Consider the following 23,711-nt stretch of genomic DNA (forward strand, 5'->3'; position numbering starts at 1 on the left):
CCAAAAACAGGTGCGGCATGGTAACGGATGCATGGCCTCGAGCTCTACTACGCAAGCCGATGGATCGACGGGCGATGTCTGCGTAGAGTGAGCAAAAAACACACAAGGACCACCTTATGTGCCTGATTGTCTTTGCCTGGCGGCCCGGCCACGCCCAGCCGCTGATCGTGGCGGCCAACCGCGACGAATTCTATGCCCGGCCTACCTCGCCCCTGGCCCAGTGGCCGCATGCGCCCCACGTGCATGCCGGCCGGGACCTGGAAGCGGGCGGTACCTGGCTCGGTGTGGGGGCCAACGGGCGCTTTGCCGCGCTGACGAATATCCGCGATCCGCATCAACCTCCGTCGCGCAAGTCACGGGGTGAGCTGGTCGCGGAGTTTCTCAGCGGAGACCTGTCGATTGATCACTATTTGAGCGACGTTGTCGGACGTTCGCTGGAATATGCCGGGTTTAACCTGCTGATCGGCAATACCAACGAGCTGTGGTACTTCAATGCGCGGGAAACCGCGGCGGTGATGCTCGCGCCTGGGGTTTATGGATTGTCGAATGCCGGGCTGGATACGCCGTGGCCGAAGGTGCTCAAGGCCAAGGCTGCGTTGAGTGAAGTGCTGGACGATCCGCGGCCCGAGGCGTTGTTGGCGATTTTGAGTGATTCGCAGACGGCGCCGTTTGCGCAGCTGCCGGATACCGGGGTGGGCTTGGCCACCGAGACGTTGTTGTCGAGTGTGTTTATTGCCAGCCCGACGTATGGGACACGGGCGAGTACGGCGTTGATTGTTCAGGCGGATGGGTCGCGGGTGATGGTGGAGCGCAGTTTTGGGCCGTATGGCGGGCATTTGGGGGAAGTGGAGTTGACGATTTAGATTGGTGTTATCTGGGCGGACGCCTTCGCGAGCAAGCCCGCTCCCACATTTGGAATGCATTTCAAATGTGGGAGCGGGCTTGCTCGCGAAGAGGCCGCAGCAGGTTTAGAGGGTCTTGACCGAAGCCGGATTTATCATCCGCGCCAACCCAAGGTTCTTCAGCGCCAGTTGCAGCGAGCTGTGAATCACTTGCGGGTTGTCGATGGTCATCAACTCAGCCAGCAATTCCTTGGCCTTGCTCAGGTTGATCTGGCGCAGCATCCACTTCACCTTCGGCAAGTTGGTGGCGTTCATCGACAGGCTGTCGAAGCCCATCGCCATCAACAACACCGCTGCCGCCGGGTCGCCGGCCATTTCGCCGCAGATACTCACCGGCTTGCCTTCGGCATGGGCGTCACGCACCACGTTCTGCAAGGCTTGCAGCACTGCCGGATGCAGGTAGTCGTAGAGGTCGGCCACTCGCGGGTTGTTCCGGTCCACCGCCAGCAGGTATTGGGTCAGGTCGTTGGAGCCAACCGACAGGAAGTCCACCATCCGCGCCAGTTCCTTGGTCTGGTACACCGCCGCCGGAATCTCGATCATCACGCCAATCGGCGGCATCGGCACGTCGGTGCCTTCGTCTCGGACTTCGCCCCAGGCCCGGTGAATCAGGTGCAGGGCTTCTTCCAGCTCATGAATACCGGAGATCATCGGCAGCAGAATCCGCAGGTTGTTCAAGCCTTCGCTGGCCTTGAGCATCGCGCGGGTCTGGACCAGGAAGATTTCCGGATGGTCGAGGGTGACGCGAATCCCGCGCCAGCCGAGGAACGGGTTGTCTTCCTTGATCGGGAAGTACGACAGCGACTTGTCGCCGCCGATGTCCAGGCTGCGCATGGTCACTGGTTGCGGGTGGAACGCGGCGAGCTGCTCGCGATAGATCGCCAGTTGCTCTTTTTCGCTCGGGAAGCGCTGGTTGATCATGAACGGCACTTCGGTGCGGTACAGGCCCACGCCTTCAGCGCCACGCTTCTGCGCCCGCGCCACGTCCGCCAGCAGGCCGGTGTTGACCCACAGCGGCATGCGATGGCCATCGAGGGTCACGCACGGCAAGTCGCGCAGCGCATCAAGCCCGAGGGACAGTTGTTTTTCTTCCTCGACCACTTCGGCGAACTGCTTGCGCAGCAAATCGCTCGGGTTGGTGTAGACCTCGCCGTGGTAGCCGTCGACGATCATCTGGATGCCGTCGACCTTGGCGTACGGCAGGTCGACCAGGCCCATCACCGTCGGGATGCCCATGGCACGGGCCAGGATCGCGACGTGGGAGTTACCGGAACCAAGTACCGAGACCAGACCGACCAGCTTGCCTTCCGGCACCTCGCCGAGCATCGCCGGCGTCAGTTCTTCGCTGATCAGAATGGTGTTGTCGGGGTAGACCAGGGTCTGCTGGCGCTCTTCCTGCAAGTAGGCGAGCAGACGGCGACCGAGGTCCTTGACGTCCGAGGCGCGCTCACGCAGATAGGCGTCGTCCATCAATTCGAAACGGTTGACGTGCTCGGTGACCACCTGACGCAACGCGCCCTGGGCCCACTGGCCGGTCTTGATCACGGTGGTGATTTCGCTGCCCAGCGAGGCATCGTCGAGCATCATCAGGTAGACGTCGAACAGCGCGCGCTCTTCCGGGCGCAACTGGGTCGCGAGCTTGGCGGACAAGGCACGCATGTCGGCGCGCACGCCTTCGATGGCGGTCTTGAACAGCCCGAGCTCGGCGTCGATGTCGGTGATGGTCTTGTCCGGCACCACGTCCAGATCGGCGGGCGGCAGCATGACTACTGCCGTACCGACCGCCGCACCCGGCGAACCCGGCACGCCGACGAACTTGGCTTCCTGGATACCTTTGCCCTGGCGGCCCAGGCCACGGATCGACCCGGTGGCCTCGGCGTGGGCGATAACGCCCGCCAGTTGCGCGCTCATGGTCACGAGGAAGGCTTCTTCACCTTCATCGAACTGGCGGCGTTCTTTTTGCTGAATGACCAGCACGCCGACAACGCGACGGTGGTGAATGATCGGCGCCCCGAGGAATGAGGCGTAGCGTTCTTCACCGGTCTCGGCGAAGTAACGGTAGCGCGGGTGATCCGCGGCGTTTTCGAGGTTCAGGGGTTCTTCACGCGTGCCGACCAGACCAACCAGACCTTCGTTGGGTGCCATGCTGACTTTGCCGATCGAGCGCTTGTTCAAGCCCTCGGTGGCCATCAGCACGAAGCGGTTGGTCTCTGGATCAAGCAGGTAGACCGAGCAGACCTGGCTGCCCATGGCCTCTTTGACGCGCAACACAATAATCCCCAACGCCGCCTTGAGATCCTTGGCGGAGTTAACTTCCTGGACGATCTTGCGCAGCGTATTGAGCATGGCTCGGGGTCGAACTCCGTCGTCAGTCGCGCGTTAAAAGGCGCGGGGCAAGCTCTTTGAGAGCGCGTCGATACACCTCGCGCTTGAATGTCACCACCTGGCCCAACGGATACCAATAGCTGACCCAGCGCCAGCCATCGAATTCCGGTTTACCGGTCAAATCCATCCGCACCCGCTGCTCGTTGGAGATCAGGCGCAGGAGAAACCACTTCTGTTTCTGGCCGATGCACAGCGGTTGGCTGTGGGTACGGACCAGACGTTGCGGCAAACGATAGCGCAACCAGCCCCGGGTGCAGGCGAGAATTTCAACATCTTCGCGCTCCAGACCCACTTCTTCGTTCAACTCGCGGTACAAGGCGTCTTCCGGCGTCTCCTGGGGGTTGATCCCACCCTGTGGAAACTGCCAGGCATCTTGATTGATACGGCGAGCCCATAGCACCTGGCCGGCATCATTCGTGAGAATGATCCCGACATTGGGGCGGAAACCATCGGGGTCGATCACGGCAACAACCTCGCAAACGCATGTCGCCGCATTGTTCCACAAAGGTTGTGAAGGCAGCAACGAGCCGGCCCACCTTATGTGCACTCTTGTGAAAAGTACGTATTCTGGGGGCCTTTCTACAGACTTTTCAGCGAGTAACTGCAATGCGGCTGGCTTTATTCGACTTGGACAACACCCTTTTGGGCGGCGACAGTGACCATGCCTGGGGCGATTACCTGTGCGAACGCGGCTTTCTCGATGCCGTGACGTACAAGGCACGCAACGACGAGTTCTACCAGGATTACCTGGCCGGCAAGCTGGATAACGCCGAGTACCTGAACTTTTGCCTGGAAATCCTCGGCCGCACCGAAATGGCGACGCTGGATCAGTGGCATTCGGACTACATGCGCGACTGCATCGAACCGATCATGTTGCCCAAGGCCATCAAACTGCTGGCCCAACACCGCGAAGCCGGCGACAAACTGGTGATCATCACCGCCACCAACCGCTTCGTCACCGGGCCGATTGCCCAGCGTCTGGGCGTCGAAACCCTGATCGCCACTGAATGCGAAATGGTCGATGGCCGTTATAGCGGGCGCAGCACCGACATTCCGTGCTTCCGTGAGGGCAAGGTGACGCGGTTGAATCGCTGGCTGGAAGAGACCGGGCATTCGCTAGAAGACAGCTATTTCTACAGCGACTCGATGAATGATCTGCCGTTGCTGGAGCAGGTGGCGAATCCGGTTGCGGTCGATCCGGATCCGAATCTGCGGGCCGAGGCCGAGAAGCGTGGTTGGCCGGTGATGTCGTTGCGCGATTGAAAATCAAAGATCGCAGCCTTCGGCAGCTCCTACGGGTGTACGCAAAACCCTGTAGGAGCTGCCGAAGGCTGCGATCTTTTCTGGTTAAACCGGCTTGGCGCCCATCAACCCCGCAATTGCGATAAAACAGACAAAACTGAACAGCGCCAAGGCAAAGGTAAATTTACCCACGCCACCCGGCGCCTTGCGCAGTTTGTTGAGGCGCACCAGCAGCCAGAACCACGCCAGCGCCGCCACGGTGTAGAGCACGCTCGACGCCAGAATCCACGTCTGCCCCAGCGGCCAGCCCACCAGATGCACCATCCACCAGCCCGTGAACGGCATGCTCAGCAACGCCAGGCCCATCAGCAGCCAAACAAACACCCAAGGCCGCTGCAACGTGCGACTTCCCGCCGTTGCGTCCCCCTTGCGCCGCGCCAGCCAGACCCGGATCGCCAGACCCAAGGCACTGGCCAGCAGCAACACCGTTGCCACCATATGCGCCATTTTCAGGGCGGTTAACGTTTCCATTGTTCTATTTCCTTATGACGTGCCCATCAGCGTAGCCGCTCAGCCGAGAAACAGCTTATAGGCCGGGTTGTCGCTTTCGTCCCAGTATGGGTAACCGATTTCTTCCAGCGCTGCAGGCACCAGATGACGCTCATCGTGGGGCACTTGCAGGCCGGCGACCACACGACCGTCGGCCGCGCCGTGGTTGCGGTAGTGGAACATCGAAATATTCCAGCGCCCGCCCAGTTTGTTGAGGAAGTTGAACAGCGCTCCCGGACGTTCCGGGAACTCGAAGCGCAGAATCACTTCATCGACCACATGGGCCGCACGACCACCGACCATGTGGCGGATGTGCAACTTGGCCAGTTCGTTGTCGGTCAGGTCGAGTACAGGGAAACCCTGCTCGCTCAGGCTGGCGATCAACGCACTGCGCGGGTCGGTTTCCGGGTGCGTCTGCACGCCAACGAAGATGTGCGCTTCGCTGCCGGTGTTGTAGCGGTAGTTGAATTCGGTGATCTGGCGCTTGCCGATGGCCTCGCAGAACGCCTTGAAGCTGCCCGGTTTCTCGGGGATGGTCACGGCGATGATGGCTTCGCGACCTTCGCCGAGCTCGGCGCGCTCGGCAACGTGGCGCAGGCGGTCGAAGTTGACGTTGGCGCCGGAGTCGATGGCCACAAAGGTGTGCCCGGTAACGCCATTCAGCTCGACGTACTTCTTGATCCCGGCGACACCCAGCGCGCCCGCAGGCTCGGTGATCGAGCGGGTATCGTCGTAGATATCCTTGATCGCCGCGCAGATCTCGTCAGTGCTGACGGTGATCACATCATCGACATAGTCTTTGCAGATATCGAAGGTGTGCTGGCCGATCTGGGCCACTGCAACGCCATCGGCGAAGATGCCCACAGTCGGCAGGATCACCCGCTCGCCAGCGGCCATCGCAGCTTGCAGGCAGTTGGAATCGTCCGGCTCGACGCCGATGATCTTGATTTCCGGGCGCAGGTATTTCACGTAGGCCGCGATACCGGCGATCAGGCCGCCGCCGCCCACCGGGACGAAAATCGCATCCAGACGCCCCAGGTGCTGACGCAGAATCTCCATGGCCACCGTGCCCTGCCCGGCAATGGTGTGGGGATCGTCGTACGGGTGGATGTAGACGTAGCCTTTTTCGTCGACCAGTTTCAGCGAGTAGGCCAGGGCTTCCGGGAATGAATCACCGTGCAGCACCACTTTGCCGCCACGCGAGCGCACGCCTTCGACTTTGATCTCGGGGGTGGTCTTGGGCATGACGATGGTCGCTTTCACGCCCAACACCTTGGCCGCCAGGGCCAGGCCTTGCGCATGATTGCCCGCCGAAGCAGTGACCACGCCGCGCGCGCGCTCTTCATCGCTCAACTGGGTCAGCTTGTTGTAAGCGCCGCGAATCTTGAACGAGAACACCGGCTGCAAGTCTTCGCGCTTGAGCCAAATATTATTGCCCAGCCGCTCGGAGAGCTGGCGAGCAGTCTGCAATGGGGTTTCTACGGCAACGTCATAAACGCGCGAGGTGAGGATCTTCTTGACGTACTGTTCGAGCATCGGAAAGCATCACTGAGCGGGTTGGGCAGGGCCAAGGAGTCTAACCCGGCTTTTACCTGAGCGACCACACTAAACAGGTGGTTTTAGGTCTGTCGGAAAAGATCGCAGCCTTCGGCAGCTCCTACAGGGACACGCGATCATTCTGTAGGAGCTGCCGAAGGCTGCGATCTTTGACCTGCCAATCGGGCAATGACCTTCCCCGCCCCGAAGCCTATAATGCCGGCCTTTCCGTTCTCTCCTTGCCCGCTTCGGAGCCCGCATGACCCAGGATCAACTCAAACAGGCAGTGGCTCAGGCCGCCGTCGACTTCATCCTTCCGAAACTCGACGACAAGAGCGTCGTCGGTGTCGGCACCGGCTCCACCGCCAACTGCTTCATTGATGCACTGGCCAAGCACAAGGGCGCTTTCGATGGCGCCGTCGCCAGTTCCGAAGCCACCGCCGCCCGCCTCAAGGGCCACGGTATTCCGGTGTATGAGCTGAACACCGTCAGCGACCTGGAGTTCTACGTCGACGGCGCCGACGAAAGCGACGAACACCTGAACCTGATCAAGGGCGGCGGCGCCGCGCTGACCCGCGAGAAGATCGTTGCGGCCGTGGCCAAGACCTTCATCTGCATCGCCGATGGCAGCAAACTGGTGCCGGTACTCGGCGCATTCCCGCTGCCGGTGGAAGTGATCCCGATGGCCCGCAGCCACGTGGCCCGCGAGCTGGTGAAACTGGGCGGCGACCCGGTTTACCGTGAAGGCGTGCTGACCGACAACGGCAACATCATCCTCGACGTGTTCAACATGCAGATCACTAATCCAGTGGAGCTGGAGATGCAGATCAATGCGATCGTCGGCGTGGTCACCAACGGTTTGTTTGCGGCGCGTCCAGCGGATTTGCTGTTGTTGGGCACCAGTGATGGCGTGAAAACCCTAAAAGCCTGAGGACTCCATGCCTCTGTAGGAGCTAAGCTTGCTCGCGATGGCGGTGTATCTGACGCATCACGTTATCGTTCATCGCGAGCAAGCTTTGCTCCTACAACTTCCTCAAAGCCGGTTTTTTGAAGGTGTAGAACAGGTTGGGTTCGCTGACGAGGTACAAGGTGCCGTCGTCGTCCATCGCCATCCCTTCCGCCTGCGGCACAGTCTTTTTCAGGCCCTGACGCCCCTTGCTCAATGACATCGTGCTCAACGGCCGACCGTCGATATCCAATTCCAGAATCAGCCGCGACTCATCGGACAGCGCCATCAAGTGGCCGCTGCGCTCGTCGTATTGCAGGCTCGACAGGTCTCGCACAAACATCCCCGCATCGCGTTTGGGGTTGTTGACCACGTGCACGGCGTAGGATTTCTCCGGATTGTAATGCGGGAAGCCCTGCACTTCGTAGATCAGCATCGGGTCGCGCTCCTTGGCGACAAACAGCCGCTTGCCCACCGAGTCATACGCCAACCCTTCAAAGCCCTTGTTGCCGCTCATGTGCACGCCAAGGGTCATTTGCTCGGCGTCCGCGGCATCGAGGAACGTCGTGTCCTTCTCCAGATGAATCTTGATCAGCCGCTGCTGGCGTTCATCGGTCACCACGTAGGTGTCGGCACTGATGAACTCCACCGCCTCCGGGTCACCGAAGCCGATCAGCGCCACCCGCCGCAGGATCTTGCCGTCCAGCGACAGCTCGATCAGCTCGGCGTTTTTGTTGGTCACGGTGAACAGGCTTTTGCGCACAGGATCGAAGGTCAGCGCCGAGACGTCGTCGTTCAACCCGTCAATGACGTGCGCCTCAACCATGACTTGATACTGATCAAGGCCAATCGACCGGGCATTTTCCGGCAGCCAGACCGTCTGAAGGTTGAACCAGGCACGCTCGAACAGACGCAAGTACTGGCCCACCGCGACGAGCACGCTCAGCGCAATCACCGACAGGATCAAAATCAGGGGTTTGGGGCGGGCAAGTCGACGCATTCAGGCAAGCTCGGAAACAGGGCGGTCGGATGAAATACCACGACCGTCTGAATTCAAGCTTAATGGCCAGTGGCCTTGAACCACAACCGCCAGCGTAGGAGCTGCCGAAGGCTGCGATCTTTTGATCTTGATCTTCGCCAGTCCCGCCTCACCCAAAGATCAAAAGATCGCAGCCTTCGGCAGCTCCTACGCGGGGGAATGCTGCTATTTTTGTTTTTCGAAGCGATAGAACAGGTTCGGCTCGCTGACCATGTACAGCGTGCCCGCTTCGTCCATGGCCACGCCCTCGGCGCGGGGGATGGTTTTCTTCAAGCCGTTGAAACCGCCCAGCAGGGTCATGAAGCTGACCTGATCGCCCTTCTCGTCCAGCTCCAGCAGCAGGTGCGAGTCGGCGGACAGCACCAGGGGGTGACCGGTGCGCGGGTCGATGGCCAGGGCCGACAGGTTGCGGATGTCCAGATCGTTATTGATCAGTTTCTCTTTGTCGCCCTTGAGGGTCTGGCTGCCATCGCTCTTCCAGCGGAACAGTGCCGGCGGGCGCTCTTCACCCAGCAAAAGCTGGTGATTGCGCGGGTCCCAGGCGACGGCTTCGAAGGCCTTGTTCTGGTCTTTTGACGGGCCCAGATCGTATTTCGGGAAGTTGTCGCGATTGAGTTCGCGGGTAGTGGCGTCGACCTTGATGATGGACAGCATGTGCTCTCGCTCATCGGTGATGGCCAGCAGACCGTTGCCCATCACCGTCACGCCTTCCGGATTGACCCAACCCACCAGCGGCATCTTGCGCAGCACGTCGCCTTGCAACGTCAACTCGACCAGGAACGGGTTCTTGCCCATGACCGAAAACAGGGTTTTTGTCTGGGGGTCGTAGGACAGGTCCGAAGCTTCGTCCTTTTCCATGCCCGGCAGCAGCTTGGCGTCGATCACCGCCCGGTAATCCGGCAGCCAGACACTTTGCTGGCGTTCGGCCGGGCTTTCGAAGCTCTCCTTGACCCAATGCACAGCGCGGTTGTCCCAATGCATCGCGAACGCCAGGCCATAGCCCGCCGCCGCAGCCAGCAACAGCCAGTAATACCAGCGCATGAGGAATCGTGGACGACGAGAGGTTTTCAGGGGCGGGAGCGGTTGCGTTGCCATCAGGGGATGCGTTCCAGAAATTCAGACTAAAGGTAATAGCACAAACGGGCAGGCTCAGACGCCAGGAGCCGCGGAATTATCCAGACAGGAGGTGAAAAAACGGGAAATGGCCGCAAAGCCCTGTACGGGCAATCACAAAACCAATGTGGAGCGAGCCTGCTCGCGATGAGGCCAGAACATCCAACAATGATGTTGAATGACAGACCGCTATCGCGAGCAGGCTCACTCCCACAGGGTTCAGCGATGTTTCGACTAGCGGACGCTGCTGGTGAAGCTGCTTGCACCTGCCAATTCCAGCACCAGGTCGTCACCCACATTCAGCGGGCCAACACCCACCGGCGTACCGGTCAGAATCACATCACCGGCCTGCAGCGAGAAGCAGCCGGCCATGTACTGGATCATCGGCACGATCGGGTTGAGCATGTCCTTGCTGTTGCCATCCTGGCGAACCTCACCGTTGATGGTCAGGCGGATGCCGATATCGGTCAGGTCGGCAAAGGTGCCGGCGGACACGAACGGGGCAATCACTGCCGCGCCGTCGAAGGACTTGGCGATTTCCCACGGCAAGCCCTTGGATTTCAGCTCGGCCTGTTTGTCCCGCAGGGTCAGGTCCAGGGCCGGAGCGAAACCGGAGATCGCGTCGAGCACTTCTTCACGGCTCGGCTTGGTCGACAGCGGCTTGCCGATCAACACCGCGATTTCTGCTTCGTAGTGCACCGAGCCACGCTCGGTCGGAATGGCAAAACCGCCTTCCAGCGCTACCACGCAACTGCCCGGCTTGATGAACAGCAACGGCTCGGTAGGCACCGGATTGTCCAGTTCCTTGGCGTGTTCGGCGTAGTTGCGGCCGATGCACACCACTTTCCCGAGCGGGAAGTGAATACGCGTACCGTCGACATACTGGTGCTGATAGCTCATTACCGCCTCCTGCCTCGTGGATTCTTAAAACTCGCGGATCACACCGCGAAGATCTTGCCCGGGTTCATGATGCCGTTCGGGTCGAACACCGCCTTGACGGCTTTCATGTACTCGATCTCAACCGGGGAACGGCTGTAGGTCAAGTAGTCACGCTTGGTCATGCCCACGCCGTGCTCAGCGGAAATCGAACCGTTGTACTTCTCGACGGTTTCAAATACCCACTTGTTCACCGTAGCGCACTTGGCGAAGAACTCGTCCTTGCTCAGGTTATCCGGCTTGAGAATGTTCAAGTGCAGGTTGCCGTCGCCGATGTGGCCGAACCAGACAATTTCGAAGTCCGGGTAATGTTCGCCGACGATCGCGTCGATTTCCTTCAGGAACGCCGGGACTTTCGATACGGTGACCGAAATATCGTTCTTGTACGGCGTCCAGTGGGAGATCGTTTCGGAGATGTATTCGCGCAGTTTCCAGAGGTTCTGCAACTGGGTTTCGCTCTGGCTCATCACGCCGTCCAGCACCCAGCCCTGCTCGACGCAGTGCTCGAAAGTTTCCAGGGCATGGTTGGCCACTTCTTCGGTGGTCGCTTCGAATTCCAGCAGCGCGTAGAACGGGCAATCGGTTTCGAACGGTGCCGGCACATCGCCGCGGCCCATGACCTTGGCCAGGGCCTTGTCGGAGAAGAATTCGAACGCGGTCAGGTCCAGTTTGCTCTGGAACGCATGCAGTACCGGCATGATCGAGTCGAAATCGGTGGTGCCGAGGACCATCGCGGTGAGGTTTTTCGGCGCACGGTCCAGACGCATGGTCGCTTCAACCACAAAGCCGAGGGTGCCTTCGGCGCCGATGAACAGCTGGCGCAGGTCGTAGCCGGTAGCGTTCTTGATCAGGTCGCGGTTCAGCTCCAGCAGATCGCCCTTGCCGGTGACGACTTTCATGCCGGCCACCCAGTTGCGGGTCATGCCATAGCGAATCACCTTGATCCCGCCGGCATTGGTGCCGATATTGCCGCCAATCTGGCTCGAACCTGCCGAGGCGAAGTCCACCGGGTAGTACAACCCGTGCTCTTCGGCCCTGTTCTGCAACTGTTCGGTGACCACACCCGGCTGACAAACGGCCGTACGGTCAGTGAGGTTCACGTCGAGGATCTGGTTCATGTAGTCGAACGAGACGACCACCTCGCCATTGGCCGCCACGGCAGCGGCAGACAGCCCGGTGCGACCGCCGGACGGCACCAGCGCGACCTTGTGCTCATTGGCCCAACGGACAATCGCCTGGACCTGCTCGGTGGTCTTGGGAAACACGATGGCGGTGGGGGCCGGGGCGAAATGCTTGGTCCAATCCTTACCATAAGCATTCAGGGAGTCGGCGTCGGTCAGGACCTTGCCAGGCTCAACCAGGGTCTTCAGCTCTTCAATCAGGGCAGGATTGGTCATCGACAGAACTCTCGAACAATTCATGGTCATCCTGAGAACGCTTCACGTCGCAGGAATGAGTGTTTAGCGGGGTGCGTATGCTAGCATACCGACCCCGCAGGGTAGTGCCCAAAGGCTATTCTGCGGTGACGGCATTGTTGCCGTCCGGGTCAGCATCCAGTGCCCTGCCTTACACGTACGTTCCTCTTTGACGAGTGGCAGTTGTCGTCATGCAAGGCGCCGCGACGAGTCATAGCCCGCTATGGCGAGGAGCGGCAACGCAGCATGACGGCAACAGACGCCGTCAAAAAGGAACGTACGTGCAAGGCAGGGCACTTTGACTACTTCCTGCCATTTTTCTCCGGGATACAGGTTTACGCAGATGAGCAAGACTTCTCTCGATAAGAGCAAGATCAAGTTCCTTCTTCTCGAAGGCGTCCACCAATCGGCTGTCGACGTTCTCAAGTCGGCTGGCTACACCAGCATCGAGTACCTTACAGGTTCTCTGCCGGAAGCCCAGTTGAAGGAAAAGATCGCTGATGCGCATTTCATCGGCATTCGCTCTCGCACTCAACTGACCGAAGAGATCTTCGATCACGCGAAGAAGCTCGTGGCTGTAGGGTGTTTCTGCATCGGCACCAACCAGGTTGACCTGAACGCTGCCCGCGAACGCGGTATCGCGGTGTTCAACGCGCCGTACTCCAACACTCGCTCCGTTGCCGAGCTGGTGCTGGCCGAAGCGATCCTGTTGCTGCGCGGCATCCCTGAGAAGAACGCTTCCTGCCACCGTGGCGGCTGGATCAAGAGCGCGGCCAACTCCTTCGAGATCCGTGGCAAGAAGCTCGGCATCGTCGGTTACGGCTCGATCGGTACGCAACTGTCGGTCCTGGCGGAAGGCCTGGGCATGCAGGTGTACTTCTACGACACCGTGACCAAGCTGCCATTGGGCAACGCCACTCAGGTCGGCAAGCTGACCGATCTGCTGGGCATGTCCGACATCGTCACCCTGCACGTTCCGGAAACCGCAGCCACCCAGTGGATGATCGGCGAGAAGGAAATCCGCGCCATCAAGAAGGGCGGCATCCTGATCAACGCCGCTCGCGGCACCGTGGTCGAACTGGACGCCCTGGCGGACGCGATCAAGGACAAGCACCTGATCGGCGCGGCCATCGACGTATTCCCGGTGGAGCCTCGCTCCAACGACGAAGAGTTCGAGAGCCCGCTGCGTGGCCTGGACAACGTGATCCTGACCCCGCACATCGGTGGTTCCACCGCTGAAGCGCAAGCCAACATCGGCCTGGAAGTGGCAGAAAAACTGGTCAAGTACAGCGACAACGGTACGTCCGTATCGTCGGTGAACTTCCCGGAAGTGGCCCTGCCGGCTCACCCTGGCAAGCACCGCCTGCTGCACATCCACCAGAACATCCCGGGGTGATGAGCGAGATCAACAAGGTCTTCGCCGAAAACGGTATCAACATCTCCGGTCAGTTCCTGCAGACCAACGAGAAAGTCGGCTACGTGGTTATCGACGTAGACGCCGACTACTCGGAAATCGCCCAAGAGAAACTGCAGCACATCAACGGCACCATTCGTTGCCGCGTGTTGTTCTGATAGCGATTTGAGCGACAAAAAAAGGGAACCCTCGGGTTCCCTTTTTCATACCGGCAGAAAAATTATTTCACCGTCACGGTGATCTTTTCCGAGACGATTGGCGGATCGAAAGCCATGTGGTTCTTGTCGCCCAGTTCGAGCTGCAACGTGTGCTGGCCTGGGGTCAATGTCACCTCGGTTTCAGTCTGAGCCTTACCGAAGTGCACATGATTGGCGTCTACCGGGATCACCGAACCGGCAGGAACGATTTCCTTGGCGTCGATCAGCAGGTGGTGGTGGCCGGTGTTCGCGGTGCTGTCGCCCGCCGGAGCCAGAGCAATACCTTTTACTTCAAACTTGACCTTGAAAGTCTTGCCAACAGATTCGCCGCTTGTTGGCGAGCCGATGTTCACTGCAGCACCTTGCGGGGCCGGGGTAGCCGCGCTGGCCATCATCGAAGCCCCCAGCAAAAGGGCCGCCAAAGCAGCACGTGACATGAATGTTTGCATTCTCTTCTCCAGTTTTTCCGTAAAATCCGCTTGGCCGTGACAACTTCACGGCTATTCGTTGTCGAAGGACCTTGATAACCATAGCAAAGCGCGCCTGAACCAGAGCGACGCGATAATGAATTCAAAGGAGTGACCATGCGTTTTTTGCCTGGCCTGATCTGCCTGCTACCCCTTTTGAGCCCTCTGGCTCATGCCGAACTGATTGATGACGTTAACGACCGTGGCGAATTGCGCATTGCCCTGGAAGCCAATACACCGCCATTCAATTTCAAGGACGACGGCAAACTCACCGGGTTTGAAGTCGAGCTGGGTCAGTTGCTGGCCAATGAACTCGATGTGCGGGCCGACTTCGTTGTCACTGAGTCCGACGATCTGCTGCCAGGCGTTGAAACCGGCAAGTACGACGTCGCCATTAACCACATAGCAGAGACCGCGGATCTGAAGGATCGTTTCGACTATAGCGAACCTTACAGCCACACGGATGCGCAATTGATCACGCACAAGGAAGAAGCGCCACGCTCGATGCTGCTGGTGCAGTCGTTGAAAGAAGAGGCGCCGAAGGCGAGCCAGCCAGTGAGCCTGGTGATTCCGTTCCAGAAAGGAAACCCGGCGTTCCACGCCAGCTTCGACAATGCGTTGCAGCGGATCAAGGCGGATGGTCGGTTGGAGGCGTTGACGCAGAAGTGGTTTGGGGCGGATACCAGCGTAGAGCCGAAACCTTGATCAACCCGCAATAGATCAAGTGCTGGAGATCCAATGTGGGAGCGGGCTTGCTCGCGAATGCGGTGTGTCATTCAATGATGATTGCTGACTGATCCACCGCTTTCGCGAGCAAGCCCGCTCCCACAGGGGTTTTGTGTAAGTCGTCAGTTTTGCGCGATTAATGCAGCGGCGGCCTGCGGCAATTCCAGTTCACTGAACACTTGAACCCCATGGCGCTTGAGCAACGCCGCCGTCACCCCTTCGCCACTGATCTTCACCCCACTGAAACTACCGTCATAGGTCAGAAAATTCCCGCAAGACGGGCTGTTAGCCTTCAAAACGGCGATGCGAATGCCGTGCTTTTGCACCAGCTCCAACGCCTGATAAGCCCCCGAAAGAAACTCCGCGCTGACATCCTCACCCGCGGTAGTGATCACCTGCGCATGGCCATCCAGCACCTCACCACCCTGCCCGCCCGGAATTTCCGCCGCAGCCCTTGGCGTCGGCAACCCGCCGGCCACTTCCGGGCACAACGGTACGATTCGCCCTTCGGCTATCCATTGGTCCAGCAAATCGAACGGCCCGCTGGCCCCGCCGTCATAACGCACGCGATGGCCCAGCAGGCAGCGACTCACCAGAATCTTTTGCATGATCAGAACGGCTCGTTGCCGCGACGGCGGAACCAGCCCGTCAACGACAGGCGTTCCCGGGTCGCAGGCAGGACTTCGTGGGGCACTTCGCCCGACAGGAACACCACCAGGCAGCCACCGGTAGGCACGACGTTGTGTTCGACGCCGCCCTCCAGGTACATGCGCAGCTCGCCGCCATGTTCGGGCAGCCAGCCATCATTGAGGTAGATCACCGCCGAGACCATGCGCCGGTCGTCATCGCGAAAACGGTCCACATGCTTGAGGTAGAACGCACCGGGCGGGTACAGGGCAAAGTGGCTTTCGAAATCTTCAAGGCCGAGGAACAACCCGCGATTCATCGCCTCGCGCAGGCTGTCCATCAAGCTCAGGTAGCTGTCGCAGGCCACGGTTTCGCCGGGTTCAAGCCACTGAATGTGGTCGCCGCGAATGCCTTCGCGAATCTCTGAACTCGGCCCACGGCCTACCGCCGCCGGCGCCAGCTCACCCTCGGCCGCACGTTTACGGCACTCAGCCGCCAGTTCCCGGGTCAGACCCAGAGGCAGGAAAATATTCTGCCGCGACCAACCCCGTTCGGCCAGGTCGTCGACGATACGTAACAGCAGCGGGTGATCAGAGGGTATTTGCATGGTGCGCATAGTATTCCTGTGCCTGCAAATCCGACAGAGCCGCGCAGCGGGCTGATACGAATTCTCGACAAGTTCTTGTACCGCACGGAGAATAGTCGCCTGCTGACAGGAGTCCCTATGCGCCGTTTGCTTTTTTCACTGTTGATGTTCTGTGTTTTGCCCGCTTGGGCAGACGGCCACGACCAGTTGTACAAGGTCGCCGGTTGGCCAGACCAACGCGCGCATTTCAACGACGCCCTCTCGGCCGCTCAGCAGCGCTACCAGAACAGCCTGCCGCCAGCGGTGTTTCAGGCATTGGTGAATAACAGCAACCAGCGCTTCGCCCCCAGGCCATGGACCAGCGCGCCGAAGCACAACTGCGCAAGACCCTCGCTGACCCGAAACCGGCCCTGACGTTCTTCCAGACTCCGCTGGGCAAGAAAATCGTCGCGGCCGAGTTGCTGGCGACCCGGCGCGATCAACTGGCGAAAAACGCCAAGGGTTTGCCCAAGATCGAGGCCAGCGACACCCGTCTGCTGATCATCGGCCATCTCGCCCAAGCCCTGCCCGCGCGCGAAGCCGGTGCCGAAGTCACCTTGGCGATTGCCGGCATCGCGGCCGACAGTTTGAGTTCAATGATCCCCGGCTTGCTCGGTGGCGGTCAGGCGCCAGGGATGTTGAATGGTCAGCGCCAGCGCTTGATGGATCAGATTGGCACCGACCTCAACAACACGCTGCTCTACGTTTATCGCGACTTGTCGGATGACGAACTGGAAGAATTCGCCACGTTTGCCGAGTCGGCTGAGGGCAAGGCGTATTACCAGGCGGCGCTGGCGGCGATACGCGCGGGGTTGGCGGTGGGGCAAAGTACCTCGAACCTTGGCCAGTAATCTTCAGTACCTGATCAATCGCTATCGCGAGCAAGCTTTGCTCCTACATTTGGAATGCATCCCCCTGTAGGAGCAAGGCTTGCCCGCGATGGGGCCGCCACGCTCGTTAGAGATTCCGCCCCTTGATCCGCTTCGTCAAAAACCCGAAATACTCCTCCCGCAACGCCGGCGTCTCGTTCGCCAGATGATGCCGCGCATCAGGCAGCATCAACACCTGCGGCCGATCAAACTTGGCCTTCAACACCTCAAGGTTGTGCTCCCAATCCACCGTCATGTCCGCCTGCCCCTGCACGATCAGCGGCCGTCGTGGGCTGTTCGCCGACGCCTCGATACGCTTGATCCAGCGCCCCAGCGCGCCGACCCAGGCCGTCGGCAAACGCAGCGGCTGCAATGGGTCGGCTAACAGGAACGGCAAGAACGCCGGGTCATTGGAATTCTCGCTGAAGCGCCGGGCAATGCCTTTGACGAAGGGCTTGAGCAGGTAATAACTCAACTGCGACCAACCCCAGGCTCGCGGTCGTACCAGCGGCGACAGCAAAATCAACTGCCCCTGAGCCGGACTGTTCGCACCTTGGTTCAGCACATGATCAATCACGATCGCCCCGCCAGTGCTCTGCCCGCACAGGTGCCACGGCTGCGGCAAATCCAGCGACTGCGCTTCGGTGAACAAGCCTTGCAGGGTGTCCTGATACTCGGCGAAATCCTTGATGCTCGCGCGCTCGCCGCTGGACAGGCCATGCCCCGGCAAATCGCAGGCGATCACCGCAAACCCCTGATCGAGCGCCCACTCGATCACATGCCGATAGAGCCCGGTGTGATCGTAGAAGCCGTGAAACAGGAACAACGTCGCCTTCGCCCGCTCCGGCCACCAGACCTGGCTGGCGACCTCGTAACCATCGACCGCGAAACGACCGAGCCCCTTGCGCAGCGTACGTCCGGGAAAATCCAGCCCATAAAACGCCTGATAGGCCTGGCCCTCCGTCGACAACGGCTGCCACTGGGCCAATGGCCGCAGGCTGGCGCGTAAATGATCGGGGTCGAAAGTGGCAGGCATGGTTATTCCAGAACGTGAAACAGACTTTATGGGCCTGCGATATTCATCTGTCGCGGCAAGCATGGCAAGCTAGCCGACCTTCGAGGATTGAAACCCATGCGCCCGGCCTACCGCACCACACTGCTTGCCAGCCTGCTCGCCCTCGTGTGTGCGGGCGTGTTGTGGGCGGCGTACGACTGGTTTCAAGGTCGCTACCTGCGGGCGTTCAGCGAGCACACGGCGGTGTTTTCCGGCGACCCATTGCGCCTGCCCGACAACCTCGCCGGCCCCGGCGCCATCCGCCTCGTACATTTCTGGGACCCGGCCTGCCCGTGCAACGTTGGCAATCAACAGCACCTCACCGAACTGGTTGAGCGCTATGCAGCGCAGGGCGTCGAGTTTTACTCGGTACAAAAACCCGGCAGCCACGGTCAGTTGCCCAGTACCTTGAGCAGCCTGAAAACCATCACTGTACTGCCCGGCTCCGAGCAGATCCCCGCCAGCCCGGCGGTGGCGATCTGGGACCGCGCCGGCAAGCTCGCCTATTTCGGCCCGTACAGCGAAGGCCTGACCTGCAACTCGAGCAACAGCTTTATTGAACCAATCCTGCAAGCGCTGAACGACGGCCGCACGGTGAATGCTACGCACACGCTGGCGGTGGGTTGCTACTGCCCGTGGGCGGTGGAAGTGAAGTAAGGCATTCCGGACTATTCAAGGACGGCAGGTGCCCGGCACAGAAAGTCTGTGCTACATGTTTGCAGCCCACACGGGCGGCAACCGAAGAAGAACAAGGAGTCACCATGAAACGCGTCCTGACCGTACTTGCCTTGCTGATCATCGCGCTCGCCATCGGCGTGGGCGGCTACATCTACAGCAAGCAGCCGACGCGCCAAGGCCAGGTGGAGCTGCAACACCTGCATGGTTCGGTGACCGTGCGCTACGACGAGCGCGGCGTGCCGCATATTCGCGCCGAGAACGAAACCGACCTCTACCGCGCCCTCGGCTACGTGCACGCCCAGGACCGCTTGTTCCAGATGGAAATCATGCGCCGGCTGGCCCGTGGCGAGCTGGCGGAAGTCCTCGGCCCGAAACTGGTCGACACCGACAAACTGTTCCGCAGCCTGCGCATCCGCGAGCGTGCCGAGAGTTATGTGGCCGCGCTGGATCGTCAGTCACCGGCGTGGAAGGCCCTGCAAGCCTACCTGGACGGCATCAACCAATATCAGGACAGCCACGCTGCGCCCGCCGAGTTCGACGTACTGGGGATCCACAAGCGCACCTTCACCGCCGAAGACAGCATCAGCGTCGCCGGCTACATGGCCTACAGCTTTGCCGCCGCGTTTCGCACCGAGCCGTTGCTGACCTACGTGCGTGATCAGCTCGGCCCTGACTACCTGAACATCTTCGACCTCGACTGGCAGCCCAAAGGCGTGCTGGCCAAGACTCGCGCCAAGCCCGGCCCGGCGTTGGCCGCCAGCGACTGGAAAGACTTGAATGCCCTCGCCCGCCTGAGCGAACAGGCAATGACCGACAACGGCCTGCCGCAGTTCGAAGGCAGCAACGCCTGGGTCATTTCCGGTAGCCGCAGCAAAAGTGGCAAGCCGCTGCTGGCCGGTGACCCGCACATTCGCTTTTCGGTGCCGTCGGTGTGGTACGAGGCGCAACTCTCGGCGCCGGGTTTCGAGCTCTACGGCCACCATCAGGCGCTGGTGCCGTTCGCGTTCCTGGGGCACAACCTGGATTTCGGCTGGAGCCTGACCATGTTCCAGAACGACGACCTGGACCTGATCGCCGAGAAGGTCAACCCGGACAATCCGAACCAGGTCTGGTATCGCGGCAAATGGATGGACATGCTCAGCACCGAGCAGCAGATCGCCGTGAAGGGCCAGGCGCCGGTCACCCTGACCCTGCGTCAGTCGCCCCACGGCCCGATCATCAACGACGTGCTCGGCACCGCCGCCGGCAAGACGCCGGTCGCGATGTGGTGGGCGTTCCTCGAAACCCCGAACCCGATCCTGGAAGGTTTCTATCAGCTCAACCGCGCTGACACCCTGGCCAAGGCCCGCGCCGCAGCGGCCAAGGTTCAGGCGCCGGGGCTGAACATCGTTTACGCCAACGCCAAGGGTGATATCGGCTGGTGGGCCTCGGCCCTGCTGCCCAAGCGCCCGGCCGGGGTGAAGCCCGGTTTCATCCTCGACGGCAGCACCAATCAGGCGGACAAGGATGGCTTCTACCCGTTCAGCGCCAACCCCCAGGAAGAGAACCCGGCGCGGGGCTACATCGTCTCGGCCAACTTCCAGCCGGTTTCGTCCACCGGCATGGAGATCCCCGGTTACTACAACCTGGCGGATCGTGGTCAGCAGCTCAATCGCCAACTCAGCGACAAAAACGTGAAGTGGGACAACGACGCCAACCAGAAGCTGCAACTGGGCACCACCACCGGCTACGGTCCGCGCTTGCTGGCGCCGTTGCTGCCGGTATTGCGTGAAGTGGTCACTGACCCGGCCGAGCTGAAACTGGTGGAGCAACTGGCCCAGTGGCCCGGCGATTACCCGCTGGACTCAATCAACGCGACGGTGTTCAACCAGTTCCTCTACAACCTGGCCGACGCGACGATGCGCGATGAGTTGGGCAACGACTTCTTTGAAACGCTGCTCTCGACCGGGTGATCGACGCGGCATTACCGCGCCTGGCCGCCAGCCCGGATTCGCCGTGGTGGGACAACCGCAACACTCCGGCCAAGGAAACCCGCGCCGACACGGTCAAAGTCGCGTGGCAGGCGAGCATTGCGCACCTCAAGACCACGCTGGGTACTGATTTCACCCAGTGGCAGTGGGGCAAGGCGCACACGCTGACTCACGGTCATCCGCTGGGGATACAGAAGCCTTTGGAGCGGATTTTCAACGTTGGCCCGTTTGCCGCCCCCGGCAGCCACGAAGTACCGAACAACCTCTCGGCCAAGATCGGCCCGGCGCCATGGCCGGTGGCTTACGGCCCGTCGACCCGGCGGCTGATCGACTTCGCCGACCCGGCCCACAGCCTGACCATCAACCCGGTCGGCCAGAGCGGCGTGCCGTTTGACAGCCACTATGACGACCAGGCGGAGGCGTATATCGAAGGCATGTACTTGCAGGCGCATTTCAGTGATGAAGAAGTGACGGCCAATACTCGCAGTACGTTGAAGCTGTTGCCGGCACGGGCTGCGCAATAGTTCTGTATTGCCCGGGCGGCCGCTATCGCGAGCAAGCTCGCTCCCATAGGTGATCTCCAGTGATCACAAATACAATGTGGGAGCGAGCTTGCTCGCGATGAGGCCATCACTGACAACCAAAATCTAAATCCCCCGCCGCACTCTCCCCGGCGCCTCACCATAAGTCTCCTTGAATTTCTTGCTGAACGCCGCCTGCGATTGATACCCAACCTGCAGCGCAATATCGCTCAACCCCAAGTGCGACTGACTCAGCAAACTGAACGCCAACTCCATCCGCACCTGCGTCAGCAACACCCACGGCGACACGCCAGCCACCTTCACAAACGCCCGCATGAACGTCGCCCGGGACATGCTCGCCGTTTTCGCCAGGCCTTCGATGGTCCACTCATGGGCCGGATCGGCCAGCATCGCCTGCCACGCGCGGCCCAGGCGTTTGTCGCCGAGTAACGCCAGTGTGCCGCTGGCCTGACCCAGCGTTGCCAGGTGCGCCCTCAGCATCAGGGTGAACAACGCCTGGGACAGTGCGTCGAGCAAAAACTTCGCCCCGGCCTGATTGCCTTCCGCCTCCCCGCGCAACACCTCGACCAGCGCCGGCAACGGCCCGTTGACCGACAGTGCGCCGCTGGGGATCACCAGGTAATCGGGCAACGCGGCAAACAGCAGCGAGGCACGGTTGTAGTGGAAGTTTCCGCAAAGCATGTCCAGATCTGCGCTGGCGCCACCAATGCGATGCACCGGCAACGCACCACCGACGATGATCTTCGGCGCCGTGGGCGCGACGGTTTTTCCAGGGCTGTGGATAACGTGGGGGTGCCGCCTGGCAGCAACAGAATGTCGCCGGCACGCATGGGCAGGCGCTGGCCCTCAGGAAACTCGACGCGACATTCACCCGCGAGCACGATGTGATACGGCGCCATGCCCAGCGCCTCTTGCTCGTGCTCCAGCGCCCAGTTGCCCTGGAATTGGCAACGTAAATCCAGACTGCCGCGAACGTTGGCCAGCGTGATGAGCTTATCGATCGAATTCATTTGAGCGCTTCGAGGAAATAACTGAGCGGATCGAGCAAACCCGAACCGAGCCAAAGGGTAAGACTGAACGTGTCGAAACAGTACACCCAACCTGCCGAGGAGTTAACGCAATGTTCAATAACTGGTCCGAACTGCTGCCCACTATCCAGAAAGCCTTTGGCGCTTTAGGTAAGAGCAACCCGAAAATGGTCAAGGCCTACATGGCCCTCGGCGAAGCCGCTGCTGAAAACGACGTGCTGGATGCCAAGACTCGCGAACTGATCTCCATCGCCGTGGCCATCACCACCCGTTGCGACGGTTGTATCGCCGCGCATACCGATGCGGCGATCAAGGCTGGGGCCAGTCGCGAGGAAGTCGCTGCAACGCTGGCAACAGCGATTTCGCTGAATGCGGGGGCGGCGTACATCTACTCGCTGCGCACGCTTGAGGCGTATGACACGCTGAAGAAATAGTTGCCCTTGAGCTTCAACCCAAGCCCTGCACACCTGAGTGCCGGGGCTTTTTTCATGGCCGCGCAACAGCCCTTCCAGGTTGAGACGATCGAACAATAACTTGAGCGCGACGCACAAAAGCAGGACCCACCAACAAACCAGACTGGCACCACGTTCAAATCGTCTGGAGAAGTCTGATGCGCAATTCCTTTACGGTCGGCCTGCAGGTGATCGGCAAGCTCGACACCCTTGGCACGCATCTCATGCGTGTGGCCATCGCTGTGGTTTTCCTATGGATCGGCGCGCTCAAATTTGTCCCTTTTGAAGCCGACAGCATCACCCCGTTTGTCGCCAACAGCCCGTTCATGTCGTTCTTCTACGAACACCCCATGGACTACAAGGCGCACCTGACCCATGAGGGTGAACTGGACCTGAACAAGCGTGCCTGGCAGACAGCTAACAACACTTACGGCTTTTCCCATGGACTAGGCGTGGTCGAGATTCTGATCGGGTTGCTGGTGCTCTCCAACCCGCTCTCACGCCGCACCGGCTTGCTCGGTGGCGCCCTGGCCTTCGGCACGCCGTTGGTGACGTTGAGTTTTTCTGCTCACGACCCCAGAAGCCTGGGTACCCGCCCTCGGCGATGCACAGCACGGCTTCCCCTACCTCTCCGGCGGCGGACGCCTGGTGCTCAACGACGTTCTGATGCTGGCCGGCGCCCTGCCGGTGATGGCCGACTCCGCTCGCCGATTGCTGCAAGAACGCAACGCCTGAACTCGTCTTTTACTCTGGAGCAATACCCATGAAAACCTTGATCATTTTGTTTTTGAGCATCGCTGCCAGCAGCGCATATGCCGCCTCTGATGTGGCGACTATAGGCACTGGCACGCCACTGGATGTGGCGAAAACCATCAGCATCACCGACACCGGCAATGCCTGTGGGATTGTCCCGGTGGAGTGGACGTATGAGGACTCCCAAGGGCAGCGGCATACCGTGAGTTATCAGGTATGGGGAAATGGGTGCGGTGGCGGTTGAAC

Annotated in this window: 20 protein-coding genes and 4 pseudogenes; 11 read left to right on the forward strand and 13 right to left on the reverse strand. The window is 60.4% G+C overall.

Going from position 1 to position 23,711, the window contains the following annotated elements:
• The first annotated feature begins 116 nt into the window (after nt 1-116).
• A complete protein-coding gene (locus tag JFV26_RS04650; protein WP_201190151.1) occupies nt 117-863 on the forward strand; it encodes an NRDE family protein in 747 nt (248 codons plus the stop codon).
• A 105-nt stretch (nt 864-968) separates the two neighbouring features.
• Here the strand turns inward: JFV26_RS04650 and ptsP are convergent, their stop codons facing one another.
• Nucleotides 969-3,248, reverse strand: coding sequence for a phosphoenolpyruvate--protein phosphotransferase (gene ptsP / locus JFV26_RS04655; protein ID WP_201190153.1), 2,280 nt, complete (start codon nt 3,246-3,248; stop codon nt 969-971).
• Between the two features lie 22 nt (nt 3,249-3,270).
• Entirely contained in the window at nt 3,271-3,750 is a 480-nt protein-coding gene (locus tag JFV26_RS04660; protein WP_007945562.1) for an RNA pyrophosphohydrolase, read from the reverse strand.
• Between the two features lie 143 nt (nt 3,751-3,893).
• Here JFV26_RS04660 and JFV26_RS04665 point away from each other — a divergent pair, with 143 nt between their 5' ends.
• Nucleotides 3,894-4,550, forward strand: a complete 657-nt coding sequence (locus JFV26_RS04665) for a histidinol-phosphatase (protein ID WP_201190155.1) — start codon at nt 3,894-3,896, stop codon at nt 4,548-4,550.
• 84 nt (nt 4,551-4,634) lie between these two features.
• Here JFV26_RS04665 and JFV26_RS04670 read toward each other — a convergent pair whose 3' ends face one another.
• Nucleotides 4,635-5,060: a DUF2269 family protein gene (locus tag JFV26_RS04670; protein WP_201190156.1), complete on the reverse strand. Its 426-nt coding sequence runs from the start codon at nt 5,058-5,060 to the stop codon at nt 4,635-4,637.
• 39 nt (nt 5,061-5,099) lie between these two features.
• The gene (gene ilvA / locus JFV26_RS04675) at nt 5,100-6,614 is read right to left on the reverse strand and encodes a threonine ammonia-lyase, biosynthetic (RefSeq protein WP_201190159.1); all 1,515 of its coding nucleotides are present in this window, start codon (nt 6,612-6,614) and stop codon (nt 5,100-5,102) included.
• 259 nt (nt 6,615-6,873) lie between these two features.
• On the opposite strand from ilvA, the gene rpiA reads away from it, so the two are divergent.
• Nucleotides 6,874-7,545: a ribose-5-phosphate isomerase RpiA gene (gene rpiA / locus JFV26_RS04680; protein ID WP_201190161.1), complete on the forward strand. Its 672-nt coding sequence runs from the start codon at nt 6,874-6,876 to the stop codon at nt 7,543-7,545.
• Nucleotides 7,546-7,636: 91 nt separating this feature from the next.
• Here the strand turns inward: rpiA and JFV26_RS04685 are convergent, their stop codons facing one another.
• The 4 genes from JFV26_RS04685 to JFV26_RS04700 form a co-directional block, all read right to left on the reverse strand.
• Complete coding sequence (locus tag JFV26_RS04685; protein ID WP_201190162.1) at nt 7,637-8,560, reverse strand: SdiA-regulated domain-containing protein; 924 nt, start codon at nt 8,558-8,560, stop codon at nt 7,637-7,639.
• A gap of 204 nt (nt 8,561-8,764) precedes the next feature.
• Nucleotides 8,765-9,694 carry an SdiA-regulated domain-containing protein gene (locus tag JFV26_RS04690; RefSeq protein ID WP_201190164.1) on the reverse strand — a complete coding sequence of 310 codons (930 nt, stop codon included), beginning with the start codon at nt 9,692-9,694 and terminating at the stop codon, nt 8,765-8,767.
• A gap of 252 nt (nt 9,695-9,946) precedes the next feature.
• Complete coding sequence (locus JFV26_RS04695; RefSeq protein WP_201190166.1) at nt 9,947-10,612, reverse strand: fumarylacetoacetate hydrolase family protein; 666 nt, start codon at nt 10,610-10,612, stop codon at nt 9,947-9,949.
• Nucleotides 10,613-10,650: 38 nt separating this feature from the next.
• Nucleotides 10,651-12,045, reverse strand: coding sequence for an FAD-binding oxidoreductase (locus JFV26_RS04700; RefSeq protein ID WP_201190168.1), 1,395 nt, complete (start codon nt 12,043-12,045; stop codon nt 10,651-10,653).
• Nucleotides 12,046-12,406: 361 nt separating this feature from the next.
• Between JFV26_RS04700 and serA the strand changes: the two are divergent.
• Nucleotides 12,407-13,635 (forward strand): annotated as a pseudogene (gene serA, locus JFV26_RS04705) (phosphoglycerate dehydrogenase).
• Between the two features lie 62 nt (nt 13,636-13,697).
• Here serA and JFV26_RS04710 read toward each other — a convergent pair.
• Nucleotides 13,698-14,123 (reverse strand): DUF4399 domain-containing protein, encoded by a 426-nt coding sequence (locus tag JFV26_RS04710; protein WP_201190170.1) that lies wholly within the window; start codon nt 14,121-14,123, stop codon nt 13,698-13,700.
• Nucleotides 14,124-14,258: 135 nt separating this feature from the next.
• On the opposite strand from JFV26_RS04710, the gene JFV26_RS04715 reads away from it, so the two are divergent.
• Nucleotides 14,259-14,846 (forward strand): transporter substrate-binding domain-containing protein, encoded by a 588-nt coding sequence (locus JFV26_RS04715; RefSeq protein WP_201190173.1) that lies wholly within the window; start codon nt 14,259-14,261, stop codon nt 14,844-14,846.
• Between the two features lie 143 nt (nt 14,847-14,989).
• Here JFV26_RS04715 and JFV26_RS04720 read toward each other — a convergent pair whose 3' ends face one another.
• On the reverse strand, nt 14,990-15,475 hold the full coding sequence (locus JFV26_RS04720; protein ID WP_201190175.1) for a DUF523 domain-containing protein: 486 nt from the start codon (nt 15,473-15,475) through the stop codon (nt 14,990-14,992).
• Nucleotides 15,476-15,477: 2 nt separating this feature from the next.
• Nucleotides 15,478-16,110 (reverse strand): 2OG-Fe(II) oxygenase, encoded by a 633-nt coding sequence (locus JFV26_RS04725; RefSeq protein WP_201190177.1) that lies wholly within the window; start codon nt 16,108-16,110, stop codon nt 15,478-15,480.
• Between the two features lie 108 nt (nt 16,111-16,218).
• Between JFV26_RS04725 and JFV26_RS04730 the strand changes: the two are divergent.
• Nucleotides 16,219-16,970, forward strand: a pseudogene (locus JFV26_RS04730) (DUF2059 domain-containing protein).
• A gap of 106 nt (nt 16,971-17,076) precedes the next feature.
• On the opposite strand, the gene JFV26_RS04735 reads toward JFV26_RS04730, so the two are convergent.
• Entirely contained in the window at nt 17,077-18,024 is a 948-nt protein-coding gene (locus tag JFV26_RS04735; protein WP_201190179.1) for an alpha/beta hydrolase, read from the reverse strand.
• 96 nt (nt 18,025-18,120) lie between these two features.
• On the opposite strand from JFV26_RS04735, the gene JFV26_RS04740 reads away from it, so the two are divergent.
• Nucleotides 18,121-18,699 (forward strand): DUF6436 domain-containing protein, encoded by a 579-nt coding sequence (locus tag JFV26_RS04740; RefSeq protein ID WP_201190181.1) that lies wholly within the window; start codon nt 18,121-18,123, stop codon nt 18,697-18,699.
• Between the two features lie 104 nt (nt 18,700-18,803).
• Nucleotides 18,804-21,214, forward strand: a pseudogene (locus JFV26_RS04745) (penicillin acylase family protein).
• A 123-nt stretch (nt 21,215-21,337) separates the two neighbouring features.
• Here JFV26_RS04745 and JFV26_RS04750 read toward each other — a convergent pair.
• Nucleotides 21,338-22,242: pseudogene (locus JFV26_RS04750) on the reverse strand (AraC family transcriptional regulator).
• 110 nt (nt 22,243-22,352) lie between these two features.
• On the opposite strand from JFV26_RS04750, the gene JFV26_RS04755 reads away from it, so the two are divergent.
• The 3 genes from JFV26_RS04755 (at nt 22,353) to JFV26_RS04765 (ending at nt 23,709) form a co-directional block, all read left to right on the forward strand.
• Nucleotides 22,353-22,694, forward strand: coding sequence for a carboxymuconolactone decarboxylase family protein (locus tag JFV26_RS04755; RefSeq protein WP_201190183.1), 342 nt, complete (start codon nt 22,353-22,355; stop codon nt 22,692-22,694).
• 176 nt (nt 22,695-22,870) lie between these two features.
• The gene (locus JFV26_RS34680) at nt 22,871-23,479 is read left to right on the forward strand and encodes a DUF417 family protein (protein WP_446739896.1); all 609 of its coding nucleotides are present in this window, start codon (nt 22,871-22,873) and stop codon (nt 23,477-23,479) included.
• Nucleotides 23,476-23,709 carry a DUF2790 domain-containing protein gene (locus JFV26_RS04765; protein ID WP_201190185.1) on the forward strand — a complete coding sequence of 78 codons (234 nt, stop codon included), beginning with the start codon at nt 23,476-23,478 and terminating at the stop codon, nt 23,707-23,709. The genes JFV26_RS34680 and JFV26_RS04765 overlap by 4 nt, the downstream gene beginning before the upstream one ends.
• The last annotated feature ends 2 nt before the right edge of the window (nt 23,710-23,711 follow it).

Origin of the sequence: Pseudomonas sp. TH31 (assembly GCF_016650815.1) — a bacterium.
Lineage (GTDB): Bacteria > Pseudomonadota > Gammaproteobacteria > Pseudomonadales > Pseudomonadaceae > Aquipseudomonas.

Bases quoted from the DNA above. Each gene is read 5' to 3' on its own strand.
- JFV26_RS04650 (WP_201190151.1), top strand. From the start codon at position 117: ATGTGCCTGATTGTCTTTGCCTGGCGGCCCGGCCACGCCCAGCCGCTG.
- ptsP (WP_201190153.1), bottom strand. From the start codon at position 3,248: ATGCTCAATACGCTGCGCAAGATCGTCCAGGAAGTTAACTCCGCCAAG.
- JFV26_RS04665 (WP_201190155.1), top strand. From the start codon at position 3,894: ATGCGGCTGGCTTTATTCGACTTGGACAACACCCTTTTGGGCGGCGAC.
- JFV26_RS04670 (WP_201190156.1), bottom strand. From the start codon at position 5,060: ATGGAAACGTTAACCGCCCTGAAAATGGCGCATATGGTGGCAACGGTG.
- ilvA (WP_201190159.1), bottom strand. From the start codon at position 6,614: ATGCTCGAACAGTACGTCAAGAAGATCCTCACCTCGCGCGTTTATGAC.
- rpiA (WP_201190161.1), top strand. From the start codon at position 6,874: ATGACCCAGGATCAACTCAAACAGGCAGTGGCTCAGGCCGCCGTCGAC.
- JFV26_RS04685 (WP_201190162.1), bottom strand. From the start codon at position 8,560: ATGCGTCGACTTGCCCGCCCCAAACCCCTGATTTTGATCCTGTCGGTG.
- JFV26_RS04690 (WP_201190164.1), bottom strand. From the start codon at position 9,694: ATGGCAACGCAACCGCTCCCGCCCCTGAAAACCTCTCGTCGTCCACGA.
- JFV26_RS04695 (WP_201190166.1), bottom strand. From the start codon at position 10,612: ATGAGCTATCAGCACCAGTATGTCGACGGTACGCGTATTCACTTCCCG.
- JFV26_RS04700 (WP_201190168.1), bottom strand. From the start codon at position 12,045: ATGACCAATCCTGCCCTGATTGAAGAGCTGAAGACCCTGGTTGAGCCT.
- JFV26_RS04710 (WP_201190170.1), bottom strand. From the start codon at position 14,123: ATGCAAACATTCATGTCACGTGCTGCTTTGGCGGCCCTTTTGCTGGGG.
- JFV26_RS04715 (WP_201190173.1), top strand. From the start codon at position 14,259: ATGCGTTTTTTGCCTGGCCTGATCTGCCTGCTACCCCTTTTGAGCCCT.
- JFV26_RS04720 (WP_201190175.1), bottom strand. From the start codon at position 15,475: ATGCAAAAGATTCTGGTGAGTCGCTGCCTGCTGGGCCATCGCGTGCGT.
- JFV26_RS04725 (WP_201190177.1), bottom strand. From the start codon at position 16,110: ATGCGCACCATGCAAATACCCTCTGATCACCCGCTGCTGTTACGTATC.
- JFV26_RS04735 (WP_201190179.1), bottom strand. From the start codon at position 18,024: ATGCCTGCCACTTTCGACCCCGATCATTTACGCGCCAGCCTGCGGCCA.
- JFV26_RS04740 (WP_201190181.1), top strand. From the start codon at position 18,121: ATGCGCCCGGCCTACCGCACCACACTGCTTGCCAGCCTGCTCGCCCTC.
- JFV26_RS04755 (WP_201190183.1), top strand. From the start codon at position 22,353: ATGTTCAATAACTGGTCCGAACTGCTGCCCACTATCCAGAAAGCCTTT.
- JFV26_RS34680 (WP_446739896.1), top strand. From the start codon at position 22,871: ATGCGCAATTCCTTTACGGTCGGCCTGCAGGTGATCGGCAAGCTCGAC.
- JFV26_RS04765 (WP_201190185.1), top strand. From the start codon at position 23,476: ATGAAAACCTTGATCATTTTGTTTTTGAGCATCGCTGCCAGCAGCGCA.